We start from the raw sequence: 15,355 nt of genomic DNA on the forward strand, positions 1-15,355 counted from the left end.
AGTCTCAGTAAACCCGTGCCTTCGGCTGAATGTACGCGATATCGTTCGTCATGGTGTAGGTATGGACCGGACGGAAGTCGGCCTTGACCTGACCGGACTGGGTATCGATCCACATCAGGCTGTGCTTCATCCAGACCTCATCATTGCGGTTCGGGAAGTCCTCGCGGGCGTGAGCGCCGCGGCTTTCTTCACGGTTGGCGGCCGAATTGACCGTGACCACCGCCTGATTGATCAGGTTGTCATATTCCAGCGCCTCGATCAGGTCGGTATTCCAGATCATGCCGCGATCCTTGATGCCGAGGTCGCTGGACGCCTTGTGGATGGCGTCGAGACGCGAGACGCCCTGATTCAGCGTTTCGCCCGTGCGGAAAACGGCGGCGTCCTGCTGCATGGCGATCTGCATGTCGAGGCGCAGCTTGGCGACGGGCGTGGAGCCAGCGGCGTAGCGGAAGGTATCGAGGCGATCGAGGTGCTTCTGGACGACGGTCGAGGGCAGGTCCTTATGTGGCGTGTTTGGCTTGACCAGTTCTTTCGAACGCAGGCCGGCGGCGCGGCCGAAGACCACGAGGTCGATCAGCGAATTGGAACCGAGGCGGTTGGCGCCATGCACCGACACGCAAGCCGCTTCGCCGACGGCCATCAGGCCGGGCACGACCGTATCGGCATTGTCGCCGACCTTGGTCAGGACTTCGCCGTGATAGTTGGTCGGGATGCCGCCCATATTGTAGTGGACGGTCGGGATGACCGGGATCGGTTCCTTGGTCACATCGACGCCGGCGAAGATCTTGGCCGATTCCGAAATGCCCGGCAGGCGCTTGTGCAGGATTTCCGGTGGCAGATGATCGAGGTGCAGGAAGATGTGGTCCTTCTTCGGACCGACGCCGCGGCCTTCGCGGATTTCCATGGTCATCGAGCGCGACACGACGTCACGCGAAGCCAGGTCTTTGGCCGAGGGGGCGTAGCGTTCCATGAAGCGCTCACCGGCCGAGTTGGTCAGGTAACCGCCCTCGCCGCGCGCGCCTTCGGTGATCAGGCAGCCTGAGCCGTAGATGCCGGTGGGGTGGAATTGCACGAATTCCATGTCCTGCAAAGGCAGGCCGGCGCGCAGCACCATCGCATTACCATCACCCGTGCAGGTGTGGGCCGATGTGGCCGAGAAATAGGCGCGGCCATAACCGCCCGTCGCCAGGATGACGAGGTGGGCGCGGAAAACGTGGATGTCGCCATTATCGAGCTGCCAGGTGGTGACGCCGCGGCAAACCCCATCGTCCATAATCAGGTCGAGGGCGAAATGCTCGATGAAGAACTCGACGTCATTGCGCAGGGACTGGCCATAGAGGGTGTGCAGCATAGCGTGACCGGTGCGGTCGGCAGCGGCGCAGGTGCGCTGCACCGGCCCTTCGCCGAAGTTCTTGGTCATGCCGCCGAACGGACGCTGGTAGATCTTGCCGTCTTCGGTGCGCGAGAAGGGCACGCCCCAGTGTTCGAGTTCGTAAACCGCCTTGGGGGCATTACGCACGAGGTATTCGATGGCGTCCTGGTCGCCCAGCCAGTCCGACCCCTTGACGGTGTCGTACATGTGCCATTCCCACTTGTCTTCGCCCATGTTTCCGAGCGAGGCGGCGACGCCGCCCTGGGCGGCCACGGTGTGGGAGCGGGTCGGGAAGACCTTGGTGATGCAGGCGGTTTTCAGGCCGGCCTGACCGGCGCCGAGCGCGGCGCGCAGGCCGGAGCCGCCAGCGCCGACCACGACCACATCATAGTCGTGATTGATGATATTGTATGGTTTGGCCATGAGTTATGCCTTGAATGCCAGGAACAGGCCACCCAGCGCCGCCGCGAGAACGACGAGGCAGAATAGCAGGTTGAGCAGCTTGAGCGCGCGGGAATTGGGGAAGTAGTCGAGCACGTTGGCATTCAGGCCCACATAGCTGTGCCATACAGTGATGACGAAGGTGAGCGCCATCAGGCCCGCATTGACCGGCGCCTTCACGAAGGCCAGGGCGACTTCATAGCCCTGGTTCATCAGGCCAAAGGCGCTCCACAACGCCCAGCCACCCAGTACGATCAGCGCGACTGAAGTCCAGCGCTCGGCCAGCCATTCGGCGGCGCCGTGCTTTTCCGATGTTTTCCAGTCCTTCGAGGACCGCTGACGCAAATACGAATCGACCATTACAGCACCACCTTGCCAGTAGCGAAAAGAACCACCCAGAAAATGATCGTCAGAACAATGCCGCCGATCAGGCCCCACCATGACATGGCATTGGCCGACTTGAGCTGGAAGCCTTGACCTAAGTCCCAAACCAGGTGGCGCAAGCCGCCGGTCAGATGCAGGAAGGCGGCAAGGCTCAGTCCGAACCACACCAGTAGTCCGAGCGGAGACGCGGCGAAGGTCAGGAAGACCGTATAGGCCTGCGGGCAGATGCCCGAAGCCGTTATGCCGATGGCCAGCAGCCAGGCAGCCACAAGCACCGAACCTACGACTAACGCCAAGCCAGTGGCCCGGTGCAGAATGGAAGTGAACATGGTGATATGAAATCGCCAGATTTGCAGATGGGGAGATAAAGGACGGTGAGGAGTCTGAGACATATGATGCGGCCTTAACCAATGTCTTGTACGGAACGGCAGAATAGCCGTGGCCCGGAACGTTACACTTGCCGGTCTTTTAGACCCTGAAAGCCGTGTGTCAATCAAGCTTTCAATACGAAAAGTTGTTTTTTGCACCCGCGTCGTGAGAACGCTTCGCATCCTCATGGCTGGGGCCTTTCTGGTGCTTCACGGTGATGTGACTCACGGTCTGCCCCAGCTTCGACAAATTTCTGTAGTTCACTCGTGAGGTGAAAGAATTCTTAACGCGCGCCTGATTAGCTCAGCATAACGGCGCCCCTTTCGCCGCTTCTGACGCCATCGCCTGTAGTAAGAGAGTGTACCTATAGTGATTTCCGCCCTGATCCTTTCGGCCGCCCTGATGATGCCGGGTGCGGCTCAAGATGACCTGCTGCCGGACGCCGCTCGGCCGGCCACTGCCACGGCCCTGCCCCCGCAGGCGACCATGAAGCCCGATACGCCGGAAGCGGCGGCGGCAATGGATACCGCTCCGCTGGCGGGCACGGCGGTCAGTGTCGATGCCTATCGCCGCAATTACGAGGGTCCGAAGGATTCGAGCGAGTTGGGCTATGATTCCGGCCTGCTGTCGGCCTTGCGATCGAAAGAAAGCCGTGTCGGCAATATGGAGGGGTCGTGGGTGGTGGCCGATACGGCGGGCCGCAAGCTGCTGGGGCTGGAACTGCGCAGCGACCGGGTGGTCAGCGGCCGGGTGGAGGGGGCCTGGCGTTCGATGCTGGCGGGCCTTGGCATGAACAATTCGGGTTTTGTGTCCGATATCAACCAGACCGGCAAGGATATGGAAGTGACCTACTATGCCGGCGGCGCGCGCTCACCGACCATCCTGCACCTGACCCAGGGCGGCGATGCGCTGTGGCGCGGCTATATGCTCAATCCCCAGGGCGAAAAGACGCCGGTGACCATGGCGCAGGTCCGGATGGGGAATTAATCTAAGAAATGTCCGCTCTTGTACCTCCCCAACTTGTTGGGGAGGGGGACCGAAGCGCTCTTGCGCTTTGGTGGTGGGGTTTCTTGCTTCTATGACATCATGCCCGGCAATTAATCCCATTTAAATGCCCGTAAGCTACACACGCCTCACTTTTTTAGGTGCTATGCAGCAAACTCTTGCGCGCCGCATCGTTAAGGATTACGACGCGGGCAGGTTTTGACCTGCGGCATTTTTAAAGGGAGTTCCCATGGCACGCGCAAAGATTGCTCTGATTGGTTCGGGTATGATCGGGGGCACGCTGGCCCACATCGCCGCCCGTGAAGAACTGGGCGACATCGTTCTCTTCGACATCATGGAAGGCACGCCGCAAGGCAAGGCGCTCGATCTCGCCGAAGCCACCGCCGTCTTCGGCAAGGATGTCACTCTGAAGGGCGCCAACGATTACGCCGGCATCGCCGGGGCCGACGTCTGCATCGTCACCGCCGGCGTACCGCGCAAGCCGGGCATGAGCCGCGACGACCTGCTGGGCATCAACCTGAAGGTCATGAAGGCCGTCGGTGAAGGCATCAAGCAACATGCCCCGAACGCCTTCGTTATCTGCATCACCAACCCGCTCGACGCGATGGTGTGGGCGCTGCGCGAATTCTCCGGCCTGCCGCACAAGAAGGTCATCGGTATGGCCGGCGTGCTCGATTCGGGCCGTTTCGCCTACTTCCTGGCTGAAAAGACCGGCGTGTCGGTCGAAGACATCCACGCCTGGACCCTCGGTGGTCACGGCGACGACATGGTGCCTATGGTGCGCCATTCGACTGTCGGCGGCCTGCCCTTGCCGGAATGCGTGGCGCAAGGCTTCTTCACTCAGGAAGAACTCGACGCCATCGTGAAGCGTACCCGTGGCGGTGGCGGCGAAATCGTCGCCCTGCTGAAAACCGGTTCGGCCTTCTATGCGCCGGCGGAATCGGCCATCGTCATGGCCAAGTCCTACCTGCTCGACAAGAAGCGCGTCCTGCCTTGCGCCGTTTATCTCAATGGTGAATACGGCCTGCGCGGTCTCTATGTCGGCGTCCCGGCCGTGATCGGTAAGGACGGCGCCGAGCGCATCATCGAGTTCTCGACCAATGACGAAGAAAAGGCGATGTTCGCCAAGTCGGTCGAAAGCGTGCAGGGGCTGATCGCCGCCTGCAAGACGATCGATCCGTCGCTCGCTTAAGTTCGAGAAAACTGAATTGAAAAAGCCGCTCGTGAAAACGGGCGGCTTTTTTATTTCCGGATATGCTAGGCTCCCTCATCTGAGGAGTTCCCGCCATGTTCAAATCGTTTATCCCGATCCTGGCCGTCACCGCCCTGATGACTGCCTGCGCGCCGAGCCACAAGGCCGAGGCGCAAAGTTCCGCCGCCGCTTCCGAGCAGGCGAGCGCCGCCATTGCGCCGCTGGCCCAGGCCGCTGCGGCCACGCCCAGTTTCAATTGCGCCAAGGCCACGCTCAAGGCCGAGATCATGGTCTGCGGCAATGCCCGCCTCGCGCAGCTCGATGTCGAGGTCACACGCCTCTATGGCCTGATCGGCAAGGCGCCCGGCATCGACCGCGTGGCGCTCCAGCGTCTGCAAGGCGGCTGGCTGAACAAGCGCAATGCCTGCGCCACGACCGAGAACAGTGAGGCCTGCCTGCTCAACGCCTATGCCGGCCGGATCAGCGACCTGCGCGCCGGCTATCCGGTGGCGCGCAGCGATACCGCCGTCAGCATTGGGCCGATAAGCTGGCGCTGCCCCGGTCAGGCCGATTTGATGACCTCGACCTTTATCAATGGCGCCGACTCGATGGTCTATGTCAAATGGGCCGGCAAGAGCGCCGTTTTGACCCAGGCCATCAGTGCGTCCGGCGCGCGCTATGCCGCCGATCTGCCGGATGGGCCTTACGAATTCTGGAACAAGGGCGACGAGGTTATGTGGACCGTACCCGGCGCTGGCATGATCGTTTGTGAGGAAATAAAGCCATGAAAAAAACCATCCTGACCATCGCGGCCCTGACCGGGCTTTGCCTGCTAACCGCCTGTGCCACGCGGCCAATGGGCGGGCATAATGATCCGGCCCTGGTGCGCGGCATTATCGACGGACTGCTGGCGCCGATCTCCTTCGTCGTCAGCCTGTTTTCCGATACGATCCGCATGTATGCCTATCCCAATATCGGCCGCTGGTATGACCTGGGCTTTCTGATGGGGCTGAGTGCCTGGGGCGGCGGGGCCTCGACGGTGACGCGTTACGTCTATATAGACCGCCGTTCCGGACGCACGCTTGATATCGAGGATCGCTGACTTTGACACATTCGCCGCTGGGGCCGACGCTCGAAACGGACCGCCTGATTCTGCGCCCGCCGGTCGATGCCGATTTTGACGGTTTTTGCGCCTTCCATGCCGATGTCGAGGCCATGACCTTTCTCGGCGGCGTGGCGACACCGCCGGTGGTGTGGCGCACCATGCGAACCATCGCCGGTTCGTGGGCGCTCGATGGCTTCGGCATGTTCAGCGTGATCGAGAAAAGCACGGGCAAATGGATCGGACGCATCGGGCCGCTCTGTCCGCATGGCTGGCCGGACCGCGAGGTCGGCTGGGGGTTGCTGGCAGAAGCGCAAGGCAAAGGCTATGCCAGGGAAGCGGCGATCGCCAGCATGGATTTCGCCTGCGATACGCTGGGTTGGGAGACCGTCATCCACACCATTTCGCCGACCAATGCGCCCTCGGCGAAACTGGCCAGGACGCTGGGGTCTTACGTCATGCGGCAGGCCCGATTGCCCGATCCTTTCGCCGATCTGGTGGTCGATGTCTGGGGGCAGACGCGCGAGGAATGGCGCGAAAACCGCAAAAAATTCTTGTAAAACAAGGCGTAATTTTTTTCACCCAAGGCGCTTGACTCTGAATTGTATTTAACCGATAAGTTATTTAACAAATGGGTTAAATGGTGGTGCCATGAATGCCAAGGCGGCTTACAAAGATGTCGACGCCTATCTGGCCGATGTGAAACCGGAATTCAGACCAGCGCTGAATCATTTGCGCGCCCTAATCCGCGAGCTGGCGCCCGATGCGCTTGAGGTGATCAGTTATGGCGTGCCGTGCTACAAGCTCGATGGTCCCTTGGTCTCCTTTGGCGCGGCGGCGAAACATTGCGCCTTTTACGGCATGTCGCCTAAGGTGCTGGCAGCATTTGCCGGCGAATTGACGGATTTTTCGACCTCGCCCGGTACGGTGCGCTTCACGCCGGAACATCCGATGCCGGATCAGGTTCTGCGGGCCATCATCACGACCCGCATCGCCGAGAATGCGGCCGCGAAGGCTGCTAAAAAGAAGAAATAGAGTACCCCATGTCCGCTGATCGCTTATCGCAAACCCTGACCGCTCTGGCTGATCCGACGCGCCGCGCCATACTGGCCCGTCTGTCGCTTGGCGAGACCTCGGTCACCGAACTGGCCGAGCCATTTGATATGAGTTTGCCGGCGGTTTCCAGGCATCTGAAGGTGCTGGAAAAGGCCGGGCTGATCTCGCGCGGCCGTGAAGCGCAGTGGCGGCCGTGCAAACTGGAGCCGGAACCGCTGAAAGAGGTCGATGCCTGGATTGGCGAGTACCGCCAGATGTGGGAGGCCCGCTTTGACCGGCTTGACGCCTATCTGAAGACACTGAAGCCGGACGGTCCAACCAATTAAAGCTAACGTGAATTGAGGAGGCCGGTATGTGGTGGCAATATTACAGACAAATCTGGGAAGCGCGCCTCAATCGTTTGGCGGCCTATCTGAAAACCCTGCAAGCCAAGGGAGCTAAAAATGACTGAGACAACCGATACGCCGGCTTATCAGGTGCTCAATCACCGCCGGCTGCCTTTTCCGCCTTCCCAGGTCTACGGCGCTTTCGCCGATCCGGAGCAGGTGAAGCTTTGGTGGGGGCCGGATGGCTTCACCAACCGGATAGACACTTTCGATCTGCGTGAGGGCGGCCAATGGCGCTTCACCATGATCAACGAGAACGACCGCGAATTCGACAATATCAAGGCATTCATCGAGGTATCGCCGCAGCGCATCGTCATGCAGCATATCGAGCCGATGCACGATTTTGTCATGACCATGACCTTTGAACCGGCGGGTGATGACGCCACCGACCTGACCTGGATCATGGATTTTGCCCCCGGCCAGGATGACGGCCTGGCGCCCTTTCTCGAAGCCGCTAACGAACAGAATTTCGACCGGCTTGAAACTCATCTCCAAACCCTCTGAGGACCGAAAATGACTCTTGAAACCCCCGCCGCCGAAGATGAAGTCTTCAAGCTCTCCCGCACCTTCGACGCCTCGAAGGCTCTGCTGTGGGATGTGCTGACGAAGGGCGAGCATCTCGCCAACTGGTTTGGTCCGGCCGGCATGAAACTGATCGTCAAATCGCTCGATCTCAAGGTCGGCGGCGTCTTCCTTTACGGGATGCAGATGCCCACCGGTGTGACCATGTGGGGCAAGTGGGTGTTCCGCGAAATCAATGCGCCCGATAGCCTGGCCTACGTCGTTTCCTTCTGTAATGAAGCCGGCCAGCCGGTCCGTCACCCGATGGCGCCGCTGTGGCCGCTCGAAGTTCTCGCTATCCAGACGCTGGTGGAAAAAGACGGCAAGACAGTGCTCGACAGCCACTCCTTCCCGATCAATGCGACGCCGGAAGAGCGCGCCATCTTCAAGGCCGGTCATTCCAGTATGCAAATGGGCTTCGGCGGCACCTTCATGCAGCTCGATGCCTACCTGGCGAGGCTCAAATGACTCAACCCGCATTAATCCGGGCCGCCAAACCCGAAACCTTCACGGTCGAGCGCGATTACGATCATCCCGTATCGCTGGTCTTCTGGGCTTTCACCAATCTGGAAGCCAAGCAGGTCTGGTACGGCGGTCAGCCGAAATGGGAGGTCACGAAGCACACGCTCGATTTCACCGTCGGCGGTTGGGAAAAATGGCGCGGCCGGCCAAACGCCGACGCGCCGTGGATGACCAATGACTCGCTCTATCTCGATATCCTGCCGGATGAACGCATCATCCACCAGTACAATATGACGATGGATGGCAAGCTGTTCACCGTGTCGCAACAGGTGCTGGAATTTTCGGCAAAGGGGTCTGGTTCACATCTCAAGCTCGTTGAGCAGATCCTGTTCATCGATGGCGTCGATCACCTCGAAGACCGGATCGACGGCACGAAAGGCATGGCGGACTCCCTTGACGCCTACCTCAATACACTTCCGGGAAATATGAAATGATTATGCTCATTATCATCCTGGTTCTGGCCGCGCTCCTGACCTTCCTGTTCGTCGTCGTCAGCAAGCCGAACCATTTCCGTATGCAGCGCTCGGTGACGATCAATGCTCCGGCGCAAACCGTCTACGGCCATATCGACGACTTCCGCCAATGGAAGGACTGGTCGCCGTGGGAGCAACTCGATCCCGAACTCAAGCGCACCTTTAGCGGCGAAACGTCCGGCGTCGGCGCGGTTTATGACTGGCAGGGTAACGGCAAGGCCGGTCAGGGACGCATGACTATCCGCGAAGCCGCGCCTGCCCATCGCCTGCTGATCAATCTCGACTTCATCAAGCCCATTGCAGCGACCAACAGTGCCGAATTCCTGTTGCAACCTGTTTCAGGTTCTGGCGGTGAAGACACGGTGGTGACCTGGGCCATGTTCGGGCCGTCGCCCTTCATGTCGAAGCTGATGGGCACCGTCATGAACATGGACGACCTGATCGGCAAGGATTTCGAACGCGGGCTGGAGAACCTGAAACGCCTGAGCGAAAAACCGACCACTTAGGGCCGTCAAGACCTTACAAGGAGATTACCCATGGAACGCCTGCTCATATTGTGTACGGCTCTGAGCCTCTGTGCCTGCACGCCGGCCAAAAAAGCCGAACAAAAACCCGCTGAATCGGCCCTGGTTGCCACAAGTGCGCCCTCGATCGCCAATATTCCTGCTGGCGATTACAAGACCGACCCGGCGCATACCTCGCTGACCTTCACCGTCAATCACATGAGTTACTCGCACTATACGGCGCGTTTCGGCGATATCGATGCGCATCTGAAGCTTGATCCGGCGCATCTTGAAGCGGCCGCTCTGACCGTGACCATCGATCCGCAATCGCTCGAACTGAACGCGCCGCCCAAGGGCTTCCATGATGAGCTGATGGGCAAGATGTTCTTCGACGCTGCGGCCTTCCCTAAGATCACCTATGCCTCGACCAAAATCGACATCACCGGCGCTAATACCGCCAATGTGACCGGCGACCTGAGCCTGCATGGCGTCACCCAGCCGGTGACCCTGGCCGTCACCTTCAATGGTGGCTATCCTGGCCTGGTAGGTATCGATCCCAATGCCCGCATCGGCTTCTCGGCCAAGGGGACGCTCAAGCGCTCGCTGTTCGGCATGGGCTACGGCATTCCGGCGCCCGGCACCACAATGGGGGTGGGCGACGAGGTCGATTTCACCATCGAGACCGAGATGACCGGTCCCGCCTTGAAAACACAGGAGAAATGAGATGACCGAACGCTCCACCCATCACGATACCTTTATCATTGAGCGCGATATCGATGCGCCGGCCAATCTGGTATTTTTCGCCTGGGCCAATGCCGACGCTAAGGCGCAGTGGTTCACCGCGCCCGCCGACAGATGGGAACTGATCGAGCGCCATCTCGATTTCCGCGAAGGCGGCGCCGAACGGCTGAAGGGCCGCTGGCAAAGCGGTACGGTCAGCGATTTCACCTGCGAATACCGCGACATCGTGCCGGATCAGCGTATCGTTTACAGCTATGACATGCACCATAATGACAAGCGGCTGTCGTGTTCGCTGGCGACAATCGAATTCACCCCGAACGGCCAGGGCACGCACCTCAAACTGACTGAACAGATCGTCCATTTTGACGGTTACCCGACGCCGGAAGACCGCAAGACCGGCACTGAAACGCTGATCGATATGGCGATCGCCTTTGTTATTTCTCAAAAAGCAGACGCATAAGGAAACAGACCCATGAAAATCTTCCCCTATCTCAACTTCCCCGGCACGTGCGCCGAGGCTTTCAAATTCTACGCCGAGACCCTGGGCGGCGAGATCACCTTCATGCAGACCCACGGCGAAAGCCCGATGAAGGACATGGTTGGCGCCGACTGGCAGGACAAGATCATGCACGCCACGCTTCAGGTGGGTGACAATACCCTCGCCGGCTCGGATGCGCCCCTGCATATGCAGGCCAAGCCGGCCGGCTTCATGGTCACGATCAACCCGTCAACCGCCGATGACGCAAAGCGCATCTACGCCGCCTTCGCCGAGGGCGGCAATGTGCAGATGGAATTGCAGCCGACCTTCTGGGCCTTGCAATTCGGCATGGTCACCGATCGTTTCGGCACGCCGTGGATGATCAATGTCGAGGCGGCGGCCTAATTATGCCAGAGATTGCGGGTGCGGCCTGCCGCAACATCATTCATACCGATAGCGACCTCAGGATCGAGCGTCTGTTCGATGCGCCGCGAGCCCTCGTTTATGAAGCCTGGACCAATCCGGCCCTGCTGTCGCAATGGTGGGGACCGGCGCACTATCCGGCCACGCATCTCGACATGGATGTGCGGCCGGGTGGCCGGTGGCGCAACTGCCTGACCTCGGTCGAGACTGGTGACGATCTGTGGCAGAACGGCGTCTTCACCGAAGTCGTGCCGCTGGAAAAACTGGTCTTCACCTTCGTCTGGGAAGAGGCCGGCGAACGTGGCGAAACCAATACAGTCGTCATTACTTTTGCAGATCGGGGCAGCCAGACCCTGGTGACGCTCAGCCAGCAGCCCTTCCAGTCGGCACACGAAGCCGAAGGCCATGGCGACGGCTGGTGGTCGAGTTTCGACCGCTTGCATACCCTGCTCTCTTTTCCGATGGAGATTTCCGCATGAGTTACGAGACAAACCTGTCACGATAAAGACGCAGATTCGACAGAGGCTGCCCTATTGACCTGATGACTTAAAACCAGCCGTCCTGCCGTAGCGCTTTCTGGAAACTACGGCTGACGGGCGCAGTCAGATCGCCCTTGAGGGTAAAGCCGACACGGCCATTCGAGCGGGTCGTGTCGGTGACGGCGGCCCTGGCCACCCACCACGACCGGTGGGTCTGAGACCCTTCGATGCCGTCCAGTTCGCGGATGGCGTCATAGAGGCGCATCAGGATCAGGGTGTCGCCAGCGGCGGTATGGACGCGCAGATAATGGTCCTCGGCCTCCAGCGCGTGAATCTCGGCATGACGGAATTTGAACGGCAGGCGCTCGCGGAAAGCGGCGCCGGGTTCGGTCTGGCTGTCCTGCGCGAAGGCATGGCTTTGCGCCGGCGTACCGCTGATCAGGACGTGCAATATCGCCATAGCGAGCGTGATCACCAGCACCGGCCCGACGAGATAAAACAGGCGGGCCGGGTCAAGCCTGTGGTCGCTGTTGAAACCCGCCGTCACCAGCCACACGATCAGGCAGATCAACGGCGTAGTGATTGAGATCATGGCCACGACGGTCTGCCACAGGGTGAGGCTGGCGTAGCGATCAAGCATCCGGCCGGTAATCTGCGCCACCAGCGTGCCCAGAATCATGAGGATCAGCCAGTAGGGAAAGCGAATCAGCAGCGGCACGCCATCGGTGCCGTTGGCGGCCGTGAAGGTGAGCAGCAGCGCCATGCCGAGCGCGATGCCATAGGTGCGCAACCAGTGCGGGCCGATGATGGCCATTATCAGCCGTGTCACTGACGAAGCGCCAGTGACACGGGGCGGCGTTTCACGAATTAGGTCGGGCGATTCACGCATGGGGCCGGGCATCCAGAAAAGACCGCTGTCTTATGGGGCATCCGATTTTCAAAAGGAAGCCCTATGACACTGCTCGACCCTTACGCCCATCCGCACCTGCCGAATATCGCCCTGATCGGCCAGGTCTCGCCGGTCATCCAGATTCACCTGCTGGCGGCGCTGGCCGCCTTCTCCATCGGCGCGGTGCAGATCTTCGGCCCGAAGGGCACGGGTATGCACCGCATCCTGGGCTGGACCTGGATCGTCTTCATGGTGGTGGTGGCAGGGTCGTCCTTCTTCATCAGGATCATCAATCATGGCGGATTCAGCTTCATCCATATCCTCTCCGGCGCTACCCTGATCGCCGCGCCGATGATCGTCTATGCTGCCCGAAAGAAGGATATCAAGGCGCACAAAAAGTACGCGACCCGCCTTTATACCGGGGCGTTGCTGATCGCCGGGCTGTTCACCTTCCTGCCGGGGCGCCTGATGTGGCAAATGGTCTTTGGCTGAGCAACGAAAAAAATCGTATATATTATGCGGTGTGGGGGCGGCGTCCTGACAGCGCTGTCGTCTTGCCTGGCCTGGCGGTAGCGGTAACATGGCTGTCACAAAAGGGAAACCTTAAGAATCAAAATGCCGGAATTCATCAAATTTATGTGTGTGAGCGGTTGCACACAAGCGCGTGCCTCTCTATAAAGCCCCCGTTCGAAGGACGGGCGCGATGATCCGTCCTGCACGCATTTGCCGTATGGCAAGCATCACAAGACCGGTTTCATGAACATTCACGAGCATCAAGCTAAGGCCGTCCTCAAAGAGTTCGGCGTCGCCGTTCCGCGCGGATATGCCGTTTATTCCCCTGACGAAGCCCTGAAGGCCGCCAAGGACCTGGCGAAGGACGCCGGCTCCAAGGTTTTCGTCGTCAAATCGCAAATTCACGCGGGCGGCCGCGGCAAGGGCAGGTTCGAAGGCCTGGGGCCTGACGCCAAGGGCGGCGTCCGCGTCGTATTTTCGCCTGAAGACGTCAAGGTCAACGCCGACGAAATGCTCGGTCGCGTCCTCGTCACGCACCAGACCGGCCCTGCCGGCAAGCAGGTCAATCGCCTCTATATCGAAGAGGGCGCTGACATTGCCAAGGAGCTTTACCTGTCCCTGCTGGTCGATCGCGTGTCGTCGCGCGTTTCGGTCGTCGCCTCGACCGAAGGCGGCATGGACATCGAAGACGTGGCGCACAATACGCCCGACAAGATCATCACCTTCACCATCGATCCGGCCACCGGCGTTTTCCCGCACCACGGCCGCACCCTGGCTGCCGCGCTGAACCTGACCGGCGACGTCGCCAAGCAGGGCGCCAAACTGCTCGGCCAGCTCTACGCGGCGTTCGTGGCCAAGGATATGGACATGCTGGAAATCAACCCGCTGATCATCACGGGTGACGACAGGCTGATCGTCCTCGACGCCAAGGTCTCGTTCGATAGCAACGCCCTGTTCCGTCATCCGGACATCTTCGCCCTGCGCGACGAAAGCGAAGAAGACGCCAAGGAAATCGAAGCCTCGAAGTACGACCTCAGCTATATCGCCCTCGACGGCGAAATCGGCTGCATGGTCAACGGAGCCGGTCTGGCCATGGCCACGCTCGACATCATCAAGCTCTACGGCTCCGAACCCGCCAACTTCCTCGACGTCGGCGGCGGCGCCACCACGGAAAAGGTGACGGCGGCGTTCAAGATCATCACCTCCGATCCGAAGGTCAAGGGTATCCTGGTCAACATCTTCGGCGGCATCATGAAGTGCGACATCATCGCGGAAGGCGTCATCGCCGCCGTGAAGGAAGTCGGCCTGAAAGTGCCGCTGGTGGTGCGCCTCGAAGGCACCAATGTCGAACTCGGCAAGAAAATCATCAATGAGAGCGGACTGAACGTTATCGCCGCTAACGATCTGGCCGATGCGGCCGCCAAGATCGTCAAGGCCGTGAAGGGTTAAGTATCAATGTCTGTTCTTATCGATCGTAATACCAAGGTCATCACGCAGGGTTTCACCGGCGCGCAAGGCACCTTCCACTCCGAGCAGGCCATTGCTTATGGCACCCAGATGGTCGGCGGCGTCACCCCCGGCAAGGGCGGCCAGACCCATATCGGCCTGCCGGTCTATAATACTGTGGCTGAGGCCCGTGACCGCACCGGCGCTACGGCCACCGCCATCTACGTACCGCCTCCCTTCGCCGCCGATTCCATCCTGGAAGCCATCGACGCCGAAATGGAACTGATCATCTGCATCACCGAAGGTATTCCGGTGCAGGATATGGTGAAGGTGAAGCGTTCGCTCTCCGGCTCGAAGTCGCGCCTCATCGGCCCGAACTGCCCCGGCGTCCTGACGCCCAACCAGTGCAAGATCGGCATCATGCCGGGCAACATCTTCTCGCCGGGTTCGGTGGGGGTTGTGTCACGCTCCGGCACCCTGACCTATGAAGCCGTGTTCCAGACCACCAATGCCGGCCTTGGCCAGACCACCGCTGTCGGCATCGGCGGCGATCCGGTCAAGGGCACCGAGTTCATCGACATCCTCGAAATGTTCCTGGCCGACGACGACACCAAGTCGATCATCATGATCGGCGAAATCGGCGGTTCGGCTGAAGAAGACGCCGCGCAGTTCATCCGTGATGAAGCCAAGCGCGGCCGCAAGAAACCGATGGCCGGCTTCATCGCCGGCCGCACGGCCCCTCCGGGCCGTCGCATGGGCCACGCCGGCGCCATCATCTCCGGTGGCAAGGGCGGCGCGGAAGACAAGATCGCGGCGATGGAAGCCGCGGGCATCAAAGTCGCCCCGTCTCCAGCGGCTTTGGGCGAAACTCTTTTGAGCGTCTTAAAAGGTCTTTAAATAGTCTGATTTATGCCCCAGAGCCTTATGGCCCTGGGGCATAATTTCAGGTATCATACAGTTCGGGGCGGTGTCGTTATTGGCCGCTCCCTTAACCCGCTCTCAAGCCCTATGGGTGGTTGA

22 protein-coding genes are annotated in these 15,355 nt (G+C 60.1%); 18 read left to right on the forward strand and 4 right to left on the reverse strand.

The features are described from left to right. Positions 1-4: 4 nt before the first annotated feature. The 3 genes from sdhA to sdhC are packed head-to-tail and all read right to left on the reverse strand — an operon-like array spanning position 5 to position 2,754. The gene (gene sdhA, locus VL130_RS05255) at positions 5-1,795 is read right to left on the reverse strand and encodes a succinate dehydrogenase flavoprotein subunit (RefSeq protein ID WP_325361681.1); all 1,791 of its coding nucleotides are present in this window, start codon (positions 1,793-1,795) and stop codon (positions 5-7) included. A 3-nt stretch (positions 1,796-1,798) separates the two neighbouring features. Next, positions 1,799-2,173 (reverse strand): succinate dehydrogenase, hydrophobic membrane anchor protein, encoded by a 375-nt coding sequence (sdhD, locus tag VL130_RS05260; protein WP_325361682.1) that lies wholly within the window; start codon positions 2,171-2,173, stop codon positions 1,799-1,801. Beyond that, complete coding sequence (sdhC, locus tag VL130_RS05265) at positions 2,173-2,754, reverse strand: succinate dehydrogenase, cytochrome b556 subunit (protein ID WP_325361683.1); 582 nt, start codon at positions 2,752-2,754, stop codon at positions 2,173-2,175. Before sdhC ends, sdhD begins: the two co-directional genes overlap by 1 nt. A 181-nt stretch (positions 2,755-2,935) precedes the next feature. Between sdhC and VL130_RS05270 the strand changes: the two genes are divergently transcribed. From VL130_RS05270 to VL130_RS05340, 15 genes are all read left to right on the forward strand, one after another. Then, positions 2,936-3,553 carry a hypothetical protein gene (locus VL130_RS05270; protein WP_325361684.1) on the forward strand — a complete coding sequence of 206 codons (618 nt, stop codon included), beginning with the start codon at positions 2,936-2,938 and terminating at the stop codon, positions 3,551-3,553. Positions 3,554-3,800: 247 nt separating this feature from the next. Further along, positions 3,801-4,763: a malate dehydrogenase gene (mdh, locus tag VL130_RS05275; RefSeq protein WP_325361685.1), complete on the forward strand. Its 963-nt coding sequence runs from the start codon at positions 3,801-3,803 to the stop codon at positions 4,761-4,763. 95 nt (positions 4,764-4,858) lie between these two features. Continuing rightward, entirely contained in the window at positions 4,859-5,551 is a 693-nt protein-coding gene (locus VL130_RS05280; RefSeq protein WP_325361686.1) for an MliC family protein, read from the forward strand. Then, a complete protein-coding gene (locus VL130_RS05285) occupies positions 5,548-5,865 on the forward strand; it encodes a hypothetical protein (protein ID WP_325361687.1) in 318 nt (105 codons plus the stop codon). The genes VL130_RS05280 and VL130_RS05285 overlap by 4 nt, the downstream gene beginning before the upstream one ends. 2 nt (positions 5,866-5,867) lie before the next feature. After that, complete coding sequence (locus VL130_RS05290) at positions 5,868-6,425, forward strand: GNAT family N-acetyltransferase (RefSeq protein ID WP_325361688.1); 558 nt, start codon at positions 5,868-5,870, stop codon at positions 6,423-6,425. A 91-nt stretch (positions 6,426-6,516) separates the two neighbouring features. Further along, positions 6,517-6,900 (forward strand): iron chaperone, encoded by a 384-nt coding sequence (locus VL130_RS05295; protein WP_325361689.1) that lies wholly within the window; start codon positions 6,517-6,519, stop codon positions 6,898-6,900. 8 nt (positions 6,901-6,908) lie between these two features. After that, positions 6,909-7,247 (forward strand): metalloregulator ArsR/SmtB family transcription factor, encoded by a 339-nt coding sequence (locus tag VL130_RS05300; RefSeq protein ID WP_325361690.1) that lies wholly within the window; start codon positions 6,909-6,911, stop codon positions 7,245-7,247. Positions 7,248-7,364: 117 nt separating this feature from the next. Further along, the gene (locus VL130_RS05305; protein WP_325361691.1) at positions 7,365-7,811 is read left to right on the forward strand and encodes an SRPBCC domain-containing protein; all 447 of its coding nucleotides are present in this window, start codon (positions 7,365-7,367) and stop codon (positions 7,809-7,811) included. A 9-nt stretch (positions 7,812-7,820) separates the two neighbouring features. Then, the gene (locus VL130_RS05310; protein WP_325361692.1) at positions 7,821-8,336 is read left to right on the forward strand and encodes an SRPBCC domain-containing protein; all 516 of its coding nucleotides are present in this window, start codon (positions 7,821-7,823) and stop codon (positions 8,334-8,336) included. Continuing rightward, positions 8,333-8,824, forward strand: a complete 492-nt coding sequence (locus tag VL130_RS05315) for an SRPBCC domain-containing protein (RefSeq protein ID WP_325361693.1) — start codon at positions 8,333-8,335, stop codon at positions 8,822-8,824. The genes VL130_RS05310 and VL130_RS05315 overlap by 4 nt, the downstream gene beginning before the upstream one ends. Continuing rightward, entirely contained in the window at positions 8,821-9,369 is a 549-nt protein-coding gene (locus VL130_RS05320; protein ID WP_325361694.1) for an SRPBCC family protein, read from the forward strand. Before VL130_RS05315 ends, VL130_RS05320 begins: the two co-directional genes overlap by 4 nt. 30 nt (positions 9,370-9,399) lie before the next feature. Further along, positions 9,400-10,089, forward strand: a complete 690-nt coding sequence (locus VL130_RS05325; RefSeq protein WP_325361695.1) for a YceI family protein — start codon at positions 9,400-9,402, stop codon at positions 10,087-10,089. Between the two features lies 1 nt (position 10,090). Further along, complete coding sequence (locus tag VL130_RS05330) at positions 10,091-10,567, forward strand: SRPBCC family protein (protein ID WP_325361696.1); 477 nt, start codon at positions 10,091-10,093, stop codon at positions 10,565-10,567. Positions 10,568-10,579: 12 nt separating this feature from the next. Further along, complete coding sequence (locus VL130_RS05335) at positions 10,580-10,990, forward strand: VOC family protein (RefSeq protein WP_325361697.1); 411 nt, start codon at positions 10,580-10,582, stop codon at positions 10,988-10,990. Between the two features lie 2 nt (positions 10,991-10,992). Further along, the gene (locus VL130_RS05340; protein ID WP_325361698.1) at positions 10,993-11,487 is read left to right on the forward strand and encodes an SRPBCC domain-containing protein; all 495 of its coding nucleotides are present in this window, start codon (positions 10,993-10,995) and stop codon (positions 11,485-11,487) included. 67 nt (positions 11,488-11,554) lie between these two features. On the opposite strand, the gene VL130_RS05345 is transcribed toward VL130_RS05340, so the two are convergent. After that, entirely contained in the window at positions 11,555-12,376 is an 822-nt protein-coding gene (locus VL130_RS05345) for a LytTR family DNA-binding domain-containing protein (RefSeq protein WP_325361699.1), read from the reverse strand. 63 nt (positions 12,377-12,439) lie between these two features. Here VL130_RS05345 and VL130_RS05350 point away from each other — a divergent pair, with 63 nt between their 5' ends. The 3 genes from VL130_RS05350 to sucD all read left to right on the forward strand — a co-directional run bounded on the left by VL130_RS05350 (position 12,440) and on the right by sucD (position 15,232). Next, complete coding sequence (locus VL130_RS05350; RefSeq protein WP_325361700.1) at positions 12,440-12,868, forward strand: DUF2306 domain-containing protein; 429 nt, start codon at positions 12,440-12,442, stop codon at positions 12,866-12,868. Between the two features lie 264 nt (positions 12,869-13,132). Then, positions 13,133-14,338, forward strand: coding sequence for an ADP-forming succinate--CoA ligase subunit beta (gene sucC / locus VL130_RS05355; RefSeq protein ID WP_325361701.1), 1,206 nt, complete (start codon positions 13,133-13,135; stop codon positions 14,336-14,338). 6 nt (positions 14,339-14,344) lie between these two features. Then, positions 14,345-15,232: a succinate--CoA ligase subunit alpha gene (gene sucD / locus VL130_RS05360; protein WP_325361702.1), complete on the forward strand. Its 888-nt coding sequence runs from the start codon at positions 14,345-14,347 to the stop codon at positions 15,230-15,232. The last annotated feature ends 123 nt before the right edge of the window (positions 15,233-15,355 follow it).

Origin of the sequence: Asticcacaulis sp. (genome assembly GCF_035497195.1) — a bacterium.
In the GTDB taxonomy this organism is placed as follows: domain Bacteria; phylum Pseudomonadota; class Alphaproteobacteria; order Caulobacterales; family Caulobacteraceae; genus Asticcacaulis.